The 17,999-nt window shown below is 69.5% G+C and carries 14 protein-coding genes and 1 tRNA gene; 6 read left to right on the forward strand and 9 right to left on the reverse strand.

The genetic code is table 11. The features are described 5' to 3' along the window. Positions 1-5 precede the first annotated feature (5 nt). Genes J2N69_RS08495 through J2N69_RS08505 form a run of 3 tightly spaced genes read left to right on the forward strand, consistent with a single transcriptional unit; the run spans position 6 to position 3,391 of the window. Entirely contained in the window at positions 6-1,850 is a 1,845-nt protein-coding gene (locus J2N69_RS08495; protein ID WP_230900189.1) for a branched-chain amino acid ABC transporter permease, read from the forward strand. Positions 1,851-1,853: 3 nt separating this feature from the next. Continuing rightward, positions 1,854-2,675: an ABC transporter ATP-binding protein gene (locus J2N69_RS08500; RefSeq protein ID WP_230900190.1), complete on the forward strand. Its 822-nt coding sequence runs from the start codon at positions 1,854-1,856 to the stop codon at positions 2,673-2,675. Continuing rightward, entirely contained in the window at positions 2,675-3,391 is a 717-nt protein-coding gene (locus J2N69_RS08505; protein WP_230900191.1) for an ABC transporter ATP-binding protein, read from the forward strand. The genes J2N69_RS08500 and J2N69_RS08505 overlap by 1 nt, the downstream gene beginning before the upstream one ends. Before the next feature lie 96 nt (positions 3,392-3,487). Here J2N69_RS08505 and J2N69_RS08510 read toward each other — a convergent pair whose 3' ends face one another. Then, positions 3,488-4,144, reverse strand: a complete 657-nt coding sequence (locus J2N69_RS08510) for an ANTAR domain-containing response regulator (protein WP_127911964.1) — start codon at positions 4,142-4,144, stop codon at positions 3,488-3,490. Positions 4,145-4,244: 100 nt separating this feature from the next. On the opposite strand from J2N69_RS08510, the gene J2N69_RS08515 reads away from it, so the two are divergent. Further along, positions 4,245-4,319: transfer RNA gene (locus J2N69_RS08515), tRNA-Leu, on the forward strand. Between the two features lie 107 nt (positions 4,320-4,426). Beyond that, entirely contained in the window at positions 4,427-5,191 is a 765-nt protein-coding gene (locus J2N69_RS08520) for a transcriptional regulator (RefSeq protein WP_230900192.1), read from the forward strand. A 13-nt stretch (positions 5,192-5,204) separates the two neighbouring features. On the opposite strand, the gene pyk is transcribed toward J2N69_RS08520, so the two are convergent. Next, a complete protein-coding gene (gene pyk, locus J2N69_RS08525; RefSeq protein WP_230900193.1) occupies positions 5,205-6,644 on the reverse strand; it encodes a pyruvate kinase in 1,440 nt (479 codons plus the stop codon). Between the two features lie 131 nt (positions 6,645-6,775). Further along, positions 6,776-7,504: an SIMPL domain-containing protein gene (locus J2N69_RS08530; RefSeq protein WP_230900194.1), complete on the reverse strand. Its 729-nt coding sequence runs from the start codon at positions 7,502-7,504 to the stop codon at positions 6,776-6,778. Positions 7,505-7,652: 148 nt separating this feature from the next. On the opposite strand from J2N69_RS08530, the gene J2N69_RS08535 reads away from it, so the two are divergent. After that, positions 7,653-9,455, forward strand: a complete 1,803-nt coding sequence (locus tag J2N69_RS08535; protein WP_230900195.1) for a bifunctional metallophosphatase/5'-nucleotidase — start codon at positions 7,653-7,655, stop codon at positions 9,453-9,455. A gap of 61 nt (positions 9,456-9,516) precedes the next feature. On the opposite strand, the gene J2N69_RS08540 is transcribed toward J2N69_RS08535, so the two are convergent. The 6 genes from J2N69_RS08540 to J2N69_RS08565 all read right to left on the reverse strand — a co-directional run bounded on the left by J2N69_RS08540 (position 9,517) and on the right by J2N69_RS08565 (position 17,912). Then, positions 9,517-10,965 carry a lysine N(6)-hydroxylase/L-ornithine N(5)-oxygenase family protein gene (locus J2N69_RS08540; RefSeq protein ID WP_230900196.1) on the reverse strand — a complete coding sequence of 483 codons (1,449 nt, stop codon included), beginning with the start codon at positions 10,963-10,965 and terminating at the stop codon, positions 9,517-9,519. Beyond that, entirely contained in the window at positions 10,962-12,518 is a 1,557-nt protein-coding gene (locus tag J2N69_RS08545) for a pyridoxal phosphate-dependent decarboxylase family protein (protein WP_230900197.1), read from the reverse strand. Before J2N69_RS08545 ends, J2N69_RS08540 begins: the two co-directional genes overlap by 4 nt. A 208-nt stretch (positions 12,519-12,726) precedes the next feature. Beyond that, positions 12,727-13,602, reverse strand: coding sequence for an NAD(P)H-binding protein (locus J2N69_RS08550; RefSeq protein WP_230900198.1), 876 nt, complete (start codon positions 13,600-13,602; stop codon positions 12,727-12,729). A 147-nt stretch (positions 13,603-13,749) separates the two neighbouring features. Further along, the gene (pepN, locus tag J2N69_RS08555; protein WP_230904639.1) at positions 13,750-16,290 is read right to left on the reverse strand and encodes an aminopeptidase N; all 2,541 of its coding nucleotides are present in this window, start codon (positions 16,288-16,290) and stop codon (positions 13,750-13,752) included. 249 nt (positions 16,291-16,539) lie between these two features. Then, the gene (locus J2N69_RS08560) at positions 16,540-16,911 is read right to left on the reverse strand and encodes a chorismate mutase (RefSeq protein ID WP_230900199.1); all 372 of its coding nucleotides are present in this window, start codon (positions 16,909-16,911) and stop codon (positions 16,540-16,542) included. Positions 16,912-17,009: 98 nt separating this feature from the next. Next, on the reverse strand, positions 17,010-17,912 hold the full coding sequence (locus J2N69_RS08565) for a helix-turn-helix domain-containing protein (protein ID WP_230900200.1): 903 nt from the start codon (positions 17,910-17,912) through the stop codon (positions 17,010-17,012). Positions 17,913-17,999: the final 87 nt, after the last annotated feature.

Genomic DNA, 17,999 nt, shown 5'->3' on the forward strand with positions numbered 1-17,999 from the left:
CCACCATGACCACACACACCACAGCGGCCGACCACACCCGCCCCCACAAGGAAGACGCCCCCACAGGCCTCCTCCCCATCCCCACCGGCCCCGCCCGCGCCATGGCCACCGGCGGCGGCGCACTCACCGTCATCTCCGCCTTCCTCGCCTGGACCTGGACCGCCGCCTTCCCCGGCGACCTCACCGTCTACGGCTACCCCGGCGGCCTCCAATGGCTCGTCCTCATCACCGGCGCCCTCACCACCCTCCTCGGCCTCGCCTCCTACGGCATCAAAGGCCTACGCGCCCTCACCCCCGGCAACGCCGACGCCGCCCTCCGATACGCCGCCCTCGCCGCCTTCACCACCGCCTGGTACACACTCCTCGCGATCAGCACCGACCTCGGCGGCCTCGCCAACCTCGAACCCGGCGGCTGGATCGCCGCCATCGCCACCCTCACCGCCCTCACCGGCGCCCTCGCCCTCCCCTTCAACAGGCCACAGACCTACCCGGTCGACCCCGAGGACACCGGCTGGGAACAGACCCGACACCGCCTGCGCAACGGCCTCACCGTCTTCAAGGGAGCCTTCGCCGCGGACACCCCACCCCCACCGCGCACACTCCCCTCGTACATCGAAATCCTGATCATCGTCGCCGCCCTCGCCACCGGACTCCTCGTCTTCACCTACGGCATCGGCACCGAATACGACGAACTCTTCATCGGCTTCCTCATCTCCGTCGCCTTCGGCTTCGCCGCCCTCGCCAAAGCCGGACTCGTCGCCCACCTCTCCGCCTACACCGCACGCCACCGCAACACCACCCTCCTCGGCGCCTTCCTCGCCGCAGCCGCCTTCCCCTTCACCCAGAGCGACGACCAATACGCCACCATCGGCGTCTACATCCTCATCTTCGCCACCGTCGCCCTCGGCCTGAACATCGTCGTCGGCCTCGCCGGACTCCTCGACCTCGGATACGTCGCCTTCCTCGGCGTCGGCGCCTACGCCGCATCCATGGTCTCCGGCTCCCCCGCCTCCCCCTTCGACATCCACCTCCCGTTCTGGGCCGCCATCCTCGTCGGCGCAGGCGCCTCCCTCATCTTCGGCGTCCTCATCGGCGCCCCCACCCTGCGCCTACGCGGCGACTACCTCGCCATCGTCACCCTCGGCTTCGGAGAAATCTTCCGCCTCGTCGCCATGAACAGCGACGGCGCATCCGGACCCGACATCACCAACGGCTCCAACGGCATCTCCTCCATCCCCAACCTCAAAATCCTCGGCTTCGACTTCGGGCTCGAACACAGCATCCTCGGCTTTCCCATCGGCCGATTCGCCAACTACTTCTTCCTGATGCTGCTCATCACCCTCGTCGTCGTCCTCGTCTTCCGCCGCAGCGGAGACTCCCGCATCGGCCGCGCCTGGGTCGCCATCCGCGAAGACGAAACCGCCGCACTCGCCATGGGCATCAACGGCTTCCGCGTCAAACTCATCGCCTTCGCCCTCGGCGCCGCCCTCGCCGGCCTCGCAGGCACCGTCCAAGCACACGTCACCTACACCGTCACACCCGAGCAATACCAATTCGCCAACACCGTCCCGCCCAACTCCGCCTTCCTCCTCGCCGCCGTCGTCCTCGGCGGCATGGGCACCATCAGCGGACCCCTCGTCGGCGCAGCACTCCTCTACCTCATCCCCAACAAACTCGCCTTCCTCGGCGACTACCAACTCTTCGCCTTCGGACTCGCACTCGTCCTCCTCATGCGCTTCCGCCCCGAAGGCCTCATCCCCAACCGCCGCCGCCAACTCGAATTCCACGAAGCCGAACTCGAACCCGGCGAAACACCACCACCCACAGTCCTCAGCAAGACAGGGGCCTGACCCATGACCACCGACACCACCACAGCAGGCCAGGCCCCCGACACCCCGGCCGGACACACCGTCCTCGACGCCCGCAACGTCACCATGCGCTTCGGCGGCCTCACCGCCGTACGCTCCGTCGACCTCACCGTCAACAGCGGCGAAATCGTCGGACTCATCGGACCCAACGGCGCCGGCAAAACCACCTTCTTCAACTGCCTCACCGGCCTCTACACCCCCACCGAAGGCGAAGTCCGGTACAAAGGCGCCATCCTCCCCGCCAAATCCTTCAAGGTCACCGCCGCAGGCATCGCCCGCACCTTCCAGAACATCCGACTCTTCGCCAACATGACCGTCCTGGAAAACGTCCTCGTCGGCCGCCACACCCGCACCAAAGAAGGCCTCTGGTCAGCCCTCCTCCGCGGCCCCGGCTTCCACCGCGCCGAAGCCGCCTCCAAAGCACGCGCCATGGAACTCCTGGAGTTCGTCGGCCTCGCCGACAAAGCCGAACACCTCTCACGCAACCTCCCCTACGGAGAACAACGCAAGCTGGAGATCGCCCGCGCCCTCGCCAGCGAACCAGGACTCCTCCTCCTGGACGAACCCACCGCCGGCATGAACCCCCAAGAAACCCGCGCCACCGAAGAACTCGTCTTCGCCATCCGCGACATGGGCATCGCCGTCCTCGTCATCGAGCACGACATGCGCTTCATCTTCAACCTCTGCGACCGCGTGGCCGTCCTCGTCCAGGGCGAGAAACTCGTCGAAGGAAGCAGCGAAACGGTCCAGCAGGACGACCGCGTCATCGCCGCCTACCTCGGCGAACCCTTCGAGGAGAACAACTGATGACCGCACTCCTTGAGGTCGAAGACCTCCGCGTCGCCTACGGCAAGATCGAAGCCGTCAAAGGCATCTCCTTCACCGTCGAAGCCGGCAAAGTCGTCACCCTCATCGGCACCAACGGCGCAGGCAAAACCACCACACTCCGCACCCTGTCAGGCCTGCTCAAACCAGTCGGCGGCACCATCAAATTCAACGGCAAAACCCTGCGCAAATACCGCGCCGACCAAATCGTCGCCCTCGGCCTCGCCCACTCCCCCGAAGGCCGCCACATCTTCCCCCGCATGACCATCGAGAACAACCTCCGCCTCGGCGCCTACCTCCGCTCCGACAGAACAGGCATCGAAAAAGACATCAACCGCGCCTACGACCTCTTCCCCATCCTCGGAGAACGCAGGAAGCAGGCAGCGGGCACCCTTTCCGGCGGCGAACAACAAATGCTCGCCATGGGCCGCGCCCTCATGTCCCAGCCCAAACTCCTCATGCTCGACGAACCCTCCATGGGCCTCTCCCCGATCATGATGCAGAAGATCATGGCCACCATCGCCGAACTGAAATCCCAGGGCACCACCATCCTCCTCGTCGAACAGAACGCCCAGGCGGCGCTCTCCCTCGCCGACGAGGGCCACGTCATGGAAGTCGGCAAGATCGCCCTCTCCGGCACGGGCGGCGACCTGCTCCACGACGAATCCGTGCGCAAGGCGTACCTCGGCGAGGACTGACCGCCCGTTTTCCCACCCCCGCACACGACAGGGCCCGCACCCCCGGCTTCGGGGTGCGGGCCCTGTCGTACGTACGCGCCTGTGCCGGCTCCGGGGCTAACCCTTCGCCGCCTTCTTCTCCGCGGCGTCCTCGATGACCGCCTCCGCGACCTGCTGCATCGACAGCCGCCGGTCCATCGACGTCTTCTGAATCCACCGGAACGCGGCGGGCTCCGTCAGGCCGTACTCCGTCTGCAGAATCGACTTGGCCCGGTCCACCAGCTTCCGCGTCTCCAGCCGCTGCGAGAGGTCCGCGACCTCCTTCTCCAGCGTCTTCAGCTCCGTGAACCGCGAGACGGCCATCTCGATCGCCGGGACGACGTCACTCTTGCTGAACGGCTTCACCAGGTACGCCATCGCGCCCGCGTCCCTCGCCCGCTCGACGAGGTCGCGCTGGGAGAACGCGGTCAGCATCAGCACGGGGGCGATGGACTCCTCCGCGATCTTCTCGGCGGCGGAGATGCCGTCCAGGACGGGCATCTTCACGTCCAGGATCACGAGGTCGGGCCTGTGCTCACGGGCCAGCTCGACGGCCTTCTCGCCGTCACCGGCCTCGCCGACGACGCTGTAGCCCTCTTCCTCCAGCATCTCTTTGAGGTCGAGCCGGATCAGGGCCTCGTCCTCGGCGATGACGACGCGGGTCGTCAGCGGAGGCACGTGCGACTGGTCGTCGTCCGACGCTTCGGTGGGCTGTGGCGGCTCGGGGGCGGTCACGGGGGCTCCTCGATCAGGGCAGGGGTACAGCTCCCAAGAGCCTACCTAGCTACGGTATGGTGGTTGGGCAGCGGGTCGGGGTAAACCTTTGATTCGTTGGGCCCCGGTAGTCCAATTGGCAGCAGACGAAGGTCTCAAACACCTTACAGTGTGGGTTCGAGTCCCACCCGGGGCACTTTTCCTTAGTCTCCAAGGTCAACATCTGTAAGCGGATGTTCGCGTTCTCGTGAACATCCGCTTTTTGCTGTGCGCCGAGAGGTCTCCCCCGCACAGAGTGAGCGCATGTACGACATGGGCACACGACAACGGGCGCTGCATTTGGTCAACCAAGGCCGCAGCCTCAACTCCGTCAGCAAAGCGACCGGCATCTCCAGGGCCGCCATCCGGTCCTGGCAAAGCGCTATCGGACCACGTGGCTACGACCGCGGCCGTCCTTGTCCGCGGTGCTGTGCCGTTCCGGGTGAACCCGAGAATACGGCCGCCTATTCGTACCTCCTCGGTCTCTACCTCGGCGACGGCTGCATCAGCCTGCAACGGCGCGGGGTCTACTCACTTCGCATCGCGTGCGCTGACGCCTGGCCCGGCCTCATCGAAGCCTGCGCCGACGCCATCCGGGCCGTACGCCCGGAGAACAAGGTGTGCCGGGTCCAGAGCGTCGGGTGCCAGTACGTCACCTCCTGGAGCAAGCACTGGCCCTGCCTCTTCCCTCAGCACGGCCCCGGCAAGAAGCACGACCGGAAGATCGCCCTCGAACCGTGGCAGCAAGAGATCGTCGACGCCCACCCGTGGGAGTTCGTGCGGGGACTCGTCCACTCCGACGGGTGCCGCGTCACCAATTGGACGACCCGCGTCATCGCTGGTGAACGCAAGCGCTACGAGTATCCGCGCTACTTCTTCACCAACCTGTCCAGAGACATCGTCCAGCTCTTCACTGACACCCTCGACAAGCTCGGAGTCGACTGGAAGCAAGCCAACTCACGCAACATCTCCGTCGCCCGCAAAGCTTCCGTCGCCCTCATGGACGCCCACATCGGTCCGAAATATTGACGCCTCCCCCGCATCACTCCTCGGGGTTGTCGTCCTCCCCGATGTGGTGGACGCGGACCAAGTTCGTCGAGCCCGACACCCCCGGCGGAGAGCCGGCCGTGATCACCACGATGTCGCCCTTCTGGCAGCGGCCGATCTTCAGTAGCAGTTCGTCGACCTGGTCGACCATCGCGTCGGTGGAGTCGACGTGCGGACCGAGGAAGGTTTCCACGCCCCAGGTGAGGTTGAGCTGGGAGCGGGTCGCCGGGTCGGGGGTGAAGGCGAGGAGCGGGATGGGTGAGCGGTAGCGGGAGAGGCGGCGGACGGTGTCGCCGGACTGGGTGAAGGCGACGAGGAATTTCGCGCCGAGGAAGTCGCCCATTTCGGCGGCGGCGCGGGCGACGGCGCCGCCCTGGGTGCGGGGCTTGCTGCGTTCCGTCAGTGTGGGCAGGCCCTTGGCGAGGATGTCTTCTTCCGCCGCTTCGACGATGCGGCCCATCGTCTTGACCGTCTCGATGGGGTATTTGCCGACGCTGGTCTCGCCGGAGAGCATGACCGCGTCGGTGCCGTCGATGACGGCGTTGGCGACGTCGCTGGCCTCGGCCCTGGTGGGGCGGGAGTTGTCGATCATCGAGTCGAGCATTTGCGTGGCGACGATGACCGGTTTGGCGTTGCGTTTGGCGAGTTTGACGGCGCGCTTCTGGACGATGGGGACTTGTTCGAGGGGCATTTCGACGCCGAGGTCGCCGCGGGCGACCATGATGCCGTCGAAGGCGGCGACGATGTCCTCGATGTTGTCGACGGCTTGGGGTTTTTCGACTTTGGCGATGACGGGGAGGCGGCGGCCTTCTTCGTCCATGATGCGGTGGACGTCTTCGATGTCGCGTCCGCTGCGGACGAAGGAGAGGGCGATGACGTCGAAGCCGGTGCGCAGGGCCCAGCGGAGATCTTCTTCGTCCTTGTCGGAGAGTGCGGGGACGGAGACGGCGACGCCGGGGAGGTTGAGGCCTTTGTGGTCGGAGACCAGGCCGCCTTCGAGGACGGTGGTGGCGACGCGGGGGCCGATGACGCGGGTGACCTGAAGGGTTACTTTGCCGTCGTCGACGAGGATGCGTTCGCCCGAGGTGACGTCCTGGGCGAGGCCGCGGTAGGTGGTGCCGCAGCTCTGGCGGTCGCCTTGGGCGCCTTCTTCGACGGTGATGGTGAATTCGTCGCCGCGTTCAAGGAGTACGGGGCCTTCGTGGAAGCGGCCGAGGCGGATCTTCGGGCCTTGAAGGTCGGCGAGGATGCCGATGCTGCGGCCGGTCTCTTCGGAGGCCTTGCGCACGCGCTGGTAGCGCTCCTCGTGTTCGGCGTGGGTGCCGTGGCTGAGGTTGAAGCGGGCCACGTCCATTCCGGCTTCGACCAATGCCTTGATCTGGTCGTACGAGTGGGTGGCGGGTCCCAGGGTGCAGACGATTTTGGCTCGGCGCATGGTTCGAGCCTAGGGCTTACCGGTCAGTAGGGAATGGGGCCCGCGTGACTACTCAACAACCTTTGGATGAAGGGGTGTTGACAAGTGTTGAAGTGTGCGGGTGGTTGCTCTGATGAGCGGTTTTTCGGCTGTCAGGGGTTCAGTCGTGGGGGTGTCATGGTGAAGCGGGCGTTGACTTGGGCGTAGACGTGCTGGCGTTGGGGTTCGAGGTCGAGGGGTGCGGGTTCTGTGGGCAGGTCGGGGGCTCCGCCGTAGGCGGCGGTGCGCATGAGGGCGGGGCCGCTGTGGCCGTAGGTGGGGGTGTTCTCGGCGTCGAGGTCGGCGAGTTCGACGAGGGCGGCGAGGTGGGTGCCGAGGGCTTCGGCGTATTCGCGGGCGCGTTGGACGGCTTCGCGGACGGCTTGTTGTCTGGCGTGGCGGTGGGTGGGTGAGTCGGGGCGCAGGGCCCACCAGGGGCCTTCGATGTGGGTGAGGTCGAGGTCGGCGAGGCGGCTGGTGAGTTCGCCGAGTGCGGTGAAGTCGGTGAGTTCGGCGGTGATGTGGACGCGGCCGTGGTAGGCGCGGACGCGTTCGCCGCGGCCGTGTTTGGTGAGGTGGGGGGTGATGGAGAAGGCGCCGGTCTCGAGTCGTTCGACGGTGTCGCCGTAGCTCTTGATGAGGTCGAGGGTGGTGGTGTTGCGGCGGGTGAGGTCGTCGAGGGCGTGGCGGCGGTCGGTTCCGCGGGCGTTGACGGTGATGCCGATGCGGGCGATCTCGGGGTCGACTTCGAGGTGTGCTTCGCCGCGGACGGCGAGGCGGGGGGCGTCGGGGGTTCCGTAGGGGGTGTGGGGGGCGGTGGGGGGTGTGGCGGTGGTGTCCATGGGCTCACTGTCGCACCGTGCCGGGTTGTCCGTCAGCTGTGGGCGCGCCGTGAAGGTCATCGGATCGCAACCTGGGGGGTCTGTTGCGGGTGGGGGCGCGGGGGTCAGAATCTACGCGCGTTACTACGGTCGACCGAGGAGTACAGAAATGCCGCTGAACCGCAGGAAGTTCCTGGGCACGTCCGCCGTCTCCGGCGTGGGCGTGGCGCTCACGGGTGGCGCTGTGGCGCCGTCCGTGGCCGAGGCGAAGGGGAGGCGCGGTCGACGGGAGAAGCGGTATGCGTTCACGGTGCTCGGTACGACGGACTTGCACGGCAATGTCTTCAACTGGGATTACTTCACGGACAAGGAGTTCGACGACAAGGATCACAACGATGTGGGCCTGGCGAAGATCTCGACGCTGGTGAACGAGGTCCGTGCGGAGAAGGGCCGCCGGAACACGTTGCTGATCGACGCGGGTGACACCATCCAGGGCACGCAGTTGTCGTATTACTACGCGAAGGTCGATCCGATCACGGCTGCTCGTGGTCCGGTGCATCCGATGGCGCAGGCGATGAACGCGATCGGTTATGACGCGGCGGCGCTCGGTAATCACGAGTTCAATTACGGCATTCCGGTGTTGCGCAAGTTCGAGGAGCAGTGTGACTTTCCGCTGCTGGGGGCGAACGCGTTGGATGCGAAGACGCAGCGGCCGGCGTTTCCGCCGTATGTCATGAAGCGGTTGCGTACTCCGCATGGTCGTGATGTGCGGGTGGCGGTGCTGGGTCTGACGAATCCGGGTATCGCGATCTGGGACAAGGCGAATGTCCAGGGGAAGATGACGTTCCCGGGTCTGGAGGAGCAGGCGGCGAAGTGGGTGCCGAGGCTGCGGTCGATGGGTGCGGATGTGGTGATCGTGTCTGCGCATTCGGGTTCCAGTGGTACGTCGTCGTACGGGGATCAGTTGCCGTATGTGGAGAACGCGGCGGGGCTGGTGGCGGAGCAGGTGCCGGGGATCGACGCGATTCTGGTGGGGCACGCGCACACGGAGATTCCCGAGTATTTCGTGGAGAACAAGGCGACGGGCAAGAAGGTCGTGCTGTCCGAGCCGTTGAAGTGGGGGCAGCGGCTGACGTTGTTCGACTTCGATCTGGTGTGGGCGAAGGGCCGTTGGACGGTGGAGAAGGTGGGGGCGAAGGTCCTGAACTCCAATACGGCCGCGGAGGACAAGAAGATCACGCGTTTGCTGGCCGATGAGCACAAGAAGGTCGTGGCGTACGTCAACCAGGTCATCGGCACGTCCACGGAGGCGATGAGCACGGCCGAGGGCCCGTACAAGGATGTCGCGATCATCGATCTGATCAACCGGGTGCAGCAGGAGACGGTGGCGCGGGCCCTGGTGGGCGGGGCGTATGCGGGGCTGCCGGTGTTGTCGCAGGCGTCGTGTTTCTCGCGGACGGCGCGGATACCGGCGGGTGAGGTGACGCTCAAGGACGCGGCGGGGTTGTATCCGTTCGAGAACACCTTGGAGGCGCGGATTCTCACGGGTGCGCAGTTGAAGGAGTACCTGGAGTTCTCGGCGCGCTATTACGTGCGGACGCCGGCGGGTGCTCCGGTGGACCCGGCGAAGATGACGAACGCGGAGAAGATCCCGGATTACAACTATGACGCGGTGTATGGCGTGACGTATGAGATCGACATCGCGCAGCCGGTGGGTTCGCGCATCGTGAAGCTGGCCTTCGAGGGCAAGGAGATCGACCCGAAGGCTCAGTTCGTGCTGGCGGTGAACAATTACCGGGCCAGTGGTGGGGGGAATTTCCCGCATGTGGCGGGTGCGAAGCAGGTGTGGGCGAACTCGGAGGAGATCCGTAACACGATCATCGGCTGGGTGAAGGCGGAGGGGACGGTCGATCCGGCGCGGTTCGCCTCGGTGGGCTGGAGGCTGACGCGGGAGGGTGTGCCGGTGTTCTGAGCCGTGTCTTCTGTGCCACCCCGGTGGGTGTCTGTCGCGGGCCGGGGTGGCCTGGTGGGGGTCAGTTCTTGAGGCGTACGAGGTTGCCGCGCTGTTCCCCCACGCGGGGGGTGGGTTGGCCGGGGCCGGTGGGGGTGTGGAGGCCGAAGGTGGTGAACGCGGTGCGGTGGGGCAGGGGGTAGGGGTCCTTGCCGGTGAGGGCGTTGAGGATGGTGGCGCTGCGCCAGGCGGCGAGGCCGAGGTCGGGGGTGCCGACGCCGTGGGTGTGGCGTTCGGCGTTCTGTACGTAGATGTGGGCGCCGGTGGCGGTGATGGAGGGGTCGAGGACGAGGCGGTAGTGCTCGTCGACGCGGGGCCGGGCGGAGGAGTCCTTGCGGATGTAGGGGTCGAGGCCGGCGAGAAGCCGTTCGGTGGGGCGTTCGCGGTAGCCGGTGGCGAGGACGACGGCGTCGGTGGTGAGGCGGGAGCGGGTGCCCTGCTGGATGTGTTCGAGGTGGAGTTCGACGCGGGTGCTGGCGACGCGGCCGGCGGTGCGGACGCGGACGCCGGGGGTGAGGACGGCGTCGGGCCAGCCGCCGTGCAGGGTGCGGCGGTACAGCTCGTCGTGGATGGCGGCGATGGTGTCGGCGTCGATGCCTTTGTGGAGTTGCCACTGGTGGGGGACGAGGTCGTCGCGGACGGTTTCGGGCAGGGCGTGGAAGTAGCGGGTGTAGTCGGGTGTGAAGTGTTCGAGGCCCAGTTTGGAGTACTCCATGGGTGCGAAGGCCTCGGTGCGGGCGAGCCAGTGGAGTTTCTCGTGTCCGGTGGGGCGGGCGCGCAGCAGGTCGAGGAAGACTTCGGCGCCGGATTGTCCTGAGCCGATGACGGTGATGTGTTCGGCGGCGAGCAGGCGTTCGCGGTGGTCGAGGTAGTCCGCGGAGTGGATGACGGGGACGGTGGGGGCTTCGGCGAGGGGTTTGAGGGGTTCGGGGATGTAGGGGGTGGTGCCGACGCCGAGGGCGATGTTCCTGGTGTAGGTGCGGCCGAGGGCTTCGGCTTCGCCGTTGGTGTCGAGTTGGGTGTGGTCGACTTCGAAGAGGTCGCGTTCGGGGTTCCAGCGGACGGCGTCGACCTGGTGGCCGAAGTGGAGTCCGGTGAGGTGTTCGCTGACCCAGCGGCAGTAGGCGTCGTATTCGGCGCGGTGGATGTGGAAGCGCTCGGCGAAGTAGAAGGGGAAGAGCCGTTCGCGGCTTTTGAGGTAGCTGAGGAAGGACCAGGGGCTGGCGGGGTCGGCGAGGGTGACGAGGTCGGCGAGGAAGGGGACTTGGAGGGTGGCGCCTTCGATGAGGAGGCCGGGGTGCCAGTGGAAGCCGGGGCGTTGTTCGTAGAAGACGGTGTCGAGTTCGGCGAGGGGGTCGGCGAGGGCGGCGAGGGAGAGGTTGAAGGGGCCGATGCCGATGCCGACGAGGTCGCGGGGGTTTTCGGGGGTGCTGCGTGGTGTGGGGCCGGGGTGGTCGGGCGTGCCGGTCATCGGGGGGTGGTTCCTTCCAGGAGGTCGGGGGTGGGGGTGGGGTGCGGGGGCCCGGGGGTGGCGTGTTGGTTCACCGGTTCGTTCACCCGTTCCTTCTCCTCTTCGCTCGCCTCTCCGCTCGCCTCTCCGCTCGCTTCTTCACTCGCCTCTTCGCTCGCTTCTTCACTCGCCTCTTCGCTCGCCTTAGTGACGAGTTCGAGGAGGGTGGCGAGGTCGGTGGGGCGGGTGTGGGGGTTGAGGAGGGTGGCCTTGAGCCATCTGCGGCCGGCGAGGTCGGCGCGGCCGAGGACGGCGGTGCCGTCGGTGAGCAGCCGCCTTCGTACGTGGGCGAGGCGGGTGTCGTCGGCCTCGGTGGGCCGGAACAGGACGGTGCTGAGGGCGGGGGTGTCGTACAGCTCGAAGCCGGGGTGGGCTTCGATGTGGGCGGCGAACTGGCGTGCCTGCTCGCAGACTTGGTCGACGAGTGCGCCGAGTCCGGTGCGGCCGAGTGCCTTGAGGGTGACGGCGATCTTGAGGATGTCGGGGCGGCGGGTGGTGCGCAGGGAGCGGCCGAGGAGGTCGGGCAGGCCGGCGTCGGTGTCGTCGTCGGCGTTGAGGTAGTCGGCGCGGTGGGTGAGCGCGGCGAGGTCGTGGGGGTCGCGTACGGCAAGCAGTCCGGCGGCGGCGGGTTGCCAGCCGAGTTTGTGCAGGTCGAGGGTGACGGTGTGGGCGCGCTCGATGCCGTGCAGGAGGTGTTTGCGTACGTCGCTGAAGAGGAGGCCGCCGCCGTACGCGGCGTCGATGTGCAGGCGGGCGCGGTGGGCGGCGCAGACGTCGGCGATGTCGTCGAGGGGGTCGATGAGGCCGGCGTCGGTGGTGCCTGCTGTGGCGGCGACGAGGAAGGTCGTGTGGGGGCCGCCGAGTTCGTTGAGGGCTTCGTCGAGGGCGGCCGGGTCGAGGGTGCCGGCGGGGGCGGGCACGGTGACGGGTCCCGGCAGGCCGAGGAGCCAGGCGCCGCGGATGAGGGAGTGGTGGGCGTTCTCGCCGACGAGGAGGCGCAGGGGGCCGCGGGGGGCGGCGGCTTCGCGGGCGAGGAGGAGGGCGAGTTGGTTGGACTCGGTGCCGCCGGTGGTGACGAGGGCGTCCGCGGCGGGGTGGATCTCGGCGGCGAGTGCGCGGGTCACGAGGGCTTCGAGGGCGGAGGCGGCGGGTGCCTGGTCCCAGGAGTCCATGGAGGGGTTGAGTGCGGAGGCGGCGAGGTCGGCGGCGGCCGCGACGGCGAGCGGCGGGCAGTGCAGGTGGGCGGCGCAGAGCGGGTCGGCGGGGTCGGCGGCGCCTTCGGTGAGCGCGTGGACGAGGGTGCGCAGGGCCGCTTCGGGGCCCGTGCCGTGCTCGGGCAGGACGGGGTCGGCGGCGGCGCGGACGCGGTCGCCGACGGCGGTGGGGCCGCCACGGGGGAGCGGGCCGCCGCGGGCGGCCGCCCCGTCACGCAGGGCGTCGAGCGCGGCGGCGAGCAACGGCCGCAGGGCGTCGGGGCCTTGGACGCCTCCGGCGAGGGGCGGCGGGGTGCTCATGGGCGTGTCCTTCGGGTGCGCGCGTACGGGAACACCAGCCTGTACGCCGTGTGGGCGCCACGCCGGGGAGCGTGGCGATCCGAACCCGAAAGGGGTACTGCTGTGCGGAGAGGGTGTGTGGGTGGGGTGGGGGTGCTAGGTGGGCAACGGGGGGTTGGGGCTTGGCAGCCGCGCCGACCGCGCAAGCGCTGTGCCGGGCCCCGTGGGCTCAGGGGCGGAAGGCGGCCTTGTGGTCGGTGGCCCATTGGGGGAATGTGCGGGTTTTCTTCCCGGTGATGTTCTCCACCGTGGTGGTGATCTCCGGTTCGGTGCCGACGGCCTCGGCGAAGGAGGCGAGGAGGGCGGGGAGTATGTCCGGTGCGACGTGCGGGAAGAGGTCGGGGCCGACTTCCCGCGGCGGTATGTCGACGAAGCGCGGGGTGCGGCCGAGTGCGGCGCCGATGGCGTGGATCTGCTGCTCCGTGGTCACGGCCTCGGGGCCGGTGAGGCGGTGGACGGTGCCCTGGTGGCCGTCGTCGAGGAGGGTGCGGGTGGCGACCGCGGCGATGTCGGCCTCGTGGATGGGGGCGGTGACCGCGCCGCCGAAGGGGCCGCGGACGGTGTCGCCGGTGCGGATCTGCGGTGCCCACTGGAAGGCGTTGGTGGCGAAGGCGTTGGGCCGCAGGAAGGTGTGGCCGAGGCCGCTCTCCGTCACGCGTGCTTCGAGTTCGGCGTGGGCGGCGTAGATGGGGTGGGTGGGGTCGGCGCCGTCCTGGATGATGCCGGAGGAGAGGACGGTGACGTGGCGGACGCCGCCCGTGCGGGCCGCTTCGAGTAGGGCGGCGGTGTGCGCGCCCGCGGCCTGGAGGTGCAGGAAGAGGCCCGAGGCGCCTTCGAAGAGCGGCGTGAGGTCGGCGGGGCTGGGCCGGTCGCCGGAGAGGTCGAGGCGGCTGACGTCGACCGCGTCGGGGAGCCCGGCGCGTTCGGGGGCGCGGGTCAGGGCGCGTACGGGGGCGCCTTCGGCGGCGAGTTGGTCCACGAGGGCGCGGCCCACGTTTCCGGTGGCTCCGGTCACGACGACGGTAGGGGGCGTGGTGGGGGGCACAGGGGGCTCCTTCTGGTCCGGGTGGCGCGGCCGATCCGGCGGGTCCGGCCCGGCTCTGGTGCGAGCCCAGGCCGGTCCCGCCGGGCGCCGGATCGTCGTTTGGGACCAGGGGGCGTAGGCCGCGGGACCTACGTCCCGCGGCCCGGATCAGCCCTTGCCGGCGCCTTGGCGTACGCGCAACGCCCGTGCCAGGTCGTCGAGTTGGTCGGTGAACCGGCGGCGCAGCGCGGGGATCGGGTCCGCGTCGCGCAGGCACCGCTCGCCCAGCCGGAGCGTCTCGGCGTCCACGAAGGGTGCGGGGAAGGCCGACAGGCCCACCACGTCGGCGATCGCGGGGCCGCGCCGGGCGGCCACGGCGACGGCGTCCTCGTAGTAGCGCGGGACGTACTCCCTGACGAGTTCGGCCTGTTCGGGCTGCCAGAAGCCCTGCGCGGTGGCCCTGAGGAGGTAGTTGGACAGCTCGTCGGAGGCGAACATCGCGTCCCAGGCGGCCCGCTTGGCCGCGGCGTCCGGCAGGGCGGCCCGGCAGCGGGCGGCGCCCTCCTGGCCGGTGGCGCTCGGGTCCCGCGCCAGTTCGGCGGCGATGGCCGTCTCGTCGGTGGCGTCGAGCACGGCGAGCCGGGCCAGGACGCGCCAGCGCAGCTCGGGGTCGAGTTCGGGGCCGCCGGGCACGGTGCCCTCGGTGAGCCACGCCTGGAGGGGCCCCGGCTGGGTGGCGACGTCGATGGCGGTGCGGACGGCGGTGAGGCGCAGCCCCGGGTTGGAGCCGTCCTCGGTGCGCCGGATCAGGTCGCGGCAGAGTTCGCCGAGGGCGGCGAGGGCGGCGGGCCGCTCCTCGGGGGTGGTGTAGCGGTCGGCGATGTGGTCGGTGGCGAAGGCGAGGACGCCTTGGACGATGGCGAGGTCGGTCTCTTCGGGGAAGTGGGCGAGGGCGGTGGTGAGGTAGGAGCCGCCGTCGAGTTCGCCGTCGCGGACCATGTCGCGCAGGCAGTTCCACAGGACGGCGCGGGTGAGGGCGTCCGGTACGCCGGAGATGCCGCGCAGCACGGTCTCCTCGGAGACGTCGTCGAGGCGGATCTTGGCGTAGGTGAGGTCCTGGTCGTTGGGGACGATCAGGGCGGGGCGGCCGCCGTCGCGGGCGGTGGCGGGGCCGGTGGCCGGGACGTCGGTCTCGTACCGCTCGCGCAGGACGAGGACGGCGGCGTCGGCGAGGTCGCGGTCGTAGACGCCGACGGCGACGCGGTGGGGGCGGCCGGGCCCGTGGGGGGCCGTGCCGCCGTCGAGCGTGAACGTCCACTCGCGTCCGGCGTGGACGACCTTGGAGGTGAGGGTGTCGACGCCGGTGGTGCGCAGCCAGGCCTCGGCCCAGCGGTGCACGTCGCGGTCGGTGCCCTGGGCGAGGGAGTCGATGAAGTCGGCGAGGGTGGCGTTGGCGAACTTGTGCCGCGCGAAGTGGGTGTTGATGCCGGCGAGGAAGTCCTTCTCGCCGAGCCAGGCGACGAGTTGGCGCAGGGCGCTGGCGCCCTTGGCGTACGAGATGCCGTCGAAGTTGAGCAGTGCGGAGGCGGTGTCGGGGACGGCGTCGGGGGCGGGGGCGACGGGGTGGGTGGAGGGGCGCTGGTCGGCGTCGTACCCCCAGGACTTGCGGGCGACGCCGAAGGCGGTCCACGGGTCCTTGAAGCGGGTGGCTTCGGCGATGGTCTGGTAGCCCATGTACTCGGCGAAGGACTCGTTCAGCCAGATGTCGTCCCACCAGGTGAGGGTGACGAGGTCGCCGAACCACATGTGGGCCATCTCGTGGGCGATGACCATGGCGCGGGCCTGGCGTTCGGTGTCGGTGACGGCGGAGCGGAAGACGTATTCGTCGCGGAAGGTGACGAGGCCGGGGTTCTCCATGGCGCCGGCGTTGAACTCGGGGACGAACGCCTGGTCGTAGGAGTCGAAGGGGTAGGGCTCCTCGAACTTCTCGTGGTAGCGGTCGAAGCAGGCCCGGGTGATGTCGAGGATCTCTTCGGCGTCGGCGTCCAGGTACGGCGCGAGGGAGCGGCGGCAGTGGAGGCCGAGGGGCAGCCCGCGGTGTTCGGCGCGCACCGAGTGGTAGGGGCCGGCGGCGACGGCGACGAGGTAGGTGGAGATAAGCGGGGTGGGGGCGGCCCGCCAGGTGCCGCCGCCGAGGTGTTCGGTGATGCCGTTGGCGAGGACGGTCCACCCTTCGGGGGCGGTGACGGTCAGCTCGAAGACGGCCTTCAGGTCGGGCTGGTCGAAGGCGGCGAAGACGCGCTGCACGTCCTGCAGGAACATCTGGCTGTACGTGTACGTCTCGCCGTCGCTGGGGTCGGTGAAGCGGTGCATGCCCTCGCCGGTGCGGGAGTAGCGCATCGCGGCGTCCACGCGCAGCTCGTGCTCGCCCTTGGTGAGCCCGTCGAGCGTGAGGCGGTTGTCGACGAGGCCGGCCGGGGAAAGTGGCTGCCCGTCGAGGGTGACGGAGCGCAGCTCGGCGGGTTGCAGCTCGACGAAGGTGGTGCCGTCGGTGCGGGCGCTGAACCGGATGACGGTGCGCGAGTCGAAGGTCTCACCGGCGGGGTCGGCCGCCTTGGTCAGGTCGAGCTCGACGGTGTACCGGTGGACGTCGATGAGCTGGGCTCGGGTCTGCGCTTCGTCGCGCGTCAGTACGGGCATGGGGCCCATGCTGCCCGATGGCGGCGGCATCGGTGAAGGTCAGGGGCGTGTGCGCTGCGCGGGTGCGGGTCGTGGCGGCCGTCGAGGCGCGCGCGGGCCGTGGGGGGGGTGTGCGGGCCGTGAATGGGCGTGCGGGTCGCCGGGGCCGTGCGAGCCGTGAGGGGCGTGCGAGCCGCCGGAGGCCGTGTGGGCCGTCGAGGCGCGTGCGGGCCGCCGGGGCCCGTGGTAGGCGTGCGGGCCGGAGGGGTCGTGCGGGTCTCAGGACGACTTGGCGATCGTCTCGTGGTGGCGGATCACCTCGGCGATGATGAAGTTGAGCAGTTTCTCGGCGAACGCGGGGTCGAGCTTGGCGCTCTCGGCGAGTTCGCGGAGCCGGGCGATCTGGCGGGCCTCGCGGGCCGGGTCGGCGGGCGGCAGCTGGTGGTTGGCCTTGAGGTGGCCGACCTGCTGGGTGCACTTGAAGCGTTCGGCGAGCATGTGGACGACGGCGGCGTCGATGTTGTCGATGCTGTCGCGCAGGCGGGACAGCTCGGCGCGCACGGCCTCGTCCGCGCCCTCGGCGGCGCTCGCGCCGTTCACGCCATTCACGCCGCTGTCTCCGTTCGCGTCACTGGTGTGGCTGGTGGTCATGGTCCATGAGCCTACGTTGCCGGTTCGGCGCGGCGGAGGGGTGGAGGAGAGGCGGAGGAGCCCAGGCCTGGGTACGGCCCTACCGCCCAGCTCCCCCCTCACGAGCCCGCCCCTCCCCCGGTCGACGACCGCAGGATCGGTGGATCGTCCGGGTCCGGTACCTGCTGGGACCAGCCGCCGGGCACCGCGCGGCCCTGCTGTTCGCGGAAGCGGACGGGGGCCGTGCCGACGCGGCGGGTGAAGAGGCGGGAGAAGTAGGCGGGGTCGTCGTAGCCCACGCGGCGGGCGACGGCGGCGACGGGCAGCTCCGTGGCGGCGAGGAGTTCCTTGGCGCGGCCGAGGCGGATGCCGAGGAGGTAGTCCTTGGGGCTGCATCCGGCGCCGCGCCGCACGGCGGTACGCAGCTCGGCGGGGGTCATGCCGTGCCGGGCGGCGTGTTCGGCGACGGACAGGGGGCGGAAGGCGTCGCGGGCCAGGGCCTGGAGGACGGGGTCGCCGTCGGGGGCGATGTCGGCGCGGGCGCGGCGCAGGGCGACGAGGAGTTCGTGGACGGCGGCGCCGGTCTCGACTTCCAGGAGGGGGTTGCCGCGCCGGGCCGCGCGGGCGATGCGGCCGACGGCGGCGCGGGCGCCCGCCGCGTCGGAGAGGGGGACGACGGGTCGGGTGGGTTCGATGTAGCCGAGTTCGGTGTACGTGGCGGTGGCGGGGCCGGTGAAGTCGACGAAGCACTCGTCCCAGCCGGTGTCGGGGTCGGGCCCGTAGTGGTGGCGCACGCCCGGCGTGAGCCAGATCAGGGCGGGCGCGGTCACCGTCGTACGCCGTCCGTCGGGGCCGCGGAACCAGCCGCCGCCCGCGCTGATGACGACGGCGACGTGGTGGTCGAGGGTGCGGGGGCCGACGGTCGGCAGGAGGCCATGCTGGAGGCCGACGCCGAGGCAGGCCAGGCCGAGCTTGTGGTGGACCGGGCTGGGAGTGAAATACCGCATCCACGTGTGGTACATCCGCGTGCCCCTTCCGGTGCGGGCCGGGTCCGGGGCCCGGCCACGGTGTCTCGCTGCGTCCAACCGGACCCGATCTTTGTCCATGGA

The organism is Streptomyces huasconensis, assembly GCF_021028635.1.
Taxonomy (GTDB): Bacteria; Actinomycetota; Actinomycetes; order Streptomycetales; family Streptomycetaceae; genus Streptomyces; species Streptomyces huasconensis.

What these genes read in the sequence shown, in the direction of transcription:
- J2N69_RS08495 (WP_230900189.1), top strand. Translation starts at nt 6, where the DNA reads ATGACCACACACACCACAGCGGCCGACCACACCCGCCCCCACAAGGAA.
- J2N69_RS08500 (WP_230900190.1), top strand. Translation starts at nt 1,854, where the DNA reads ATGACCACCGACACCACCACAGCAGGCCAGGCCCCCGACACCCCGGCC.
- J2N69_RS08505 (WP_230900191.1), top strand. Translation starts at nt 2,675, where the DNA reads ATGACCGCACTCCTTGAGGTCGAAGACCTCCGCGTCGCCTACGGCAAG.
- J2N69_RS08520 (WP_230900192.1), top strand. Translation starts at nt 4,427, where the DNA reads ATGTACGACATGGGCACACGACAACGGGCGCTGCATTTGGTCAACCAA.
- pyk (WP_230900193.1), bottom strand. Translation starts at nt 6,644, where the DNA reads ATGCGCCGAGCCAAAATCGTCTGCACCCTGGGACCCGCCACCCACTCG.
- J2N69_RS08530 (WP_230900194.1), bottom strand. Translation starts at nt 7,504, where the DNA reads ATGGACACCACCGCCACACCCCCCACCGCCCCCCACACCCCCTACGGA.
- J2N69_RS08535 (WP_230900195.1), top strand. Translation starts at nt 7,653, where the DNA reads ATGCCGCTGAACCGCAGGAAGTTCCTGGGCACGTCCGCCGTCTCCGGC.
- J2N69_RS08540 (WP_230900196.1), bottom strand. Translation starts at nt 10,965, where the DNA reads ATGACCGGCACGCCCGACCACCCCGGCCCCACACCACGCAGCACCCCC.
- J2N69_RS08545 (WP_230900197.1), bottom strand. Translation starts at nt 12,518, where the DNA reads ATGAGCACCCCGCCGCCCCTCGCCGGAGGCGTCCAAGGCCCCGACGCC.
- pepN (WP_230904639.1), bottom strand. Translation starts at nt 16,290, where the DNA reads ATGGGCCCCATGCCCGTACTGACGCGCGACGAAGCGCAGACCCGAGCC.
- J2N69_RS08560 (WP_230900199.1), bottom strand. Translation starts at nt 16,911, where the DNA reads ATGACCACCAGCCACACCAGTGACGCGAACGGAGACAGCGGCGTGAAT.
- J2N69_RS08565 (WP_230900200.1), bottom strand. Translation starts at nt 17,912, where the DNA reads ATGTACCACACGTGGATGCGGTATTTCACTCCCAGCCCGGTCCACCAC.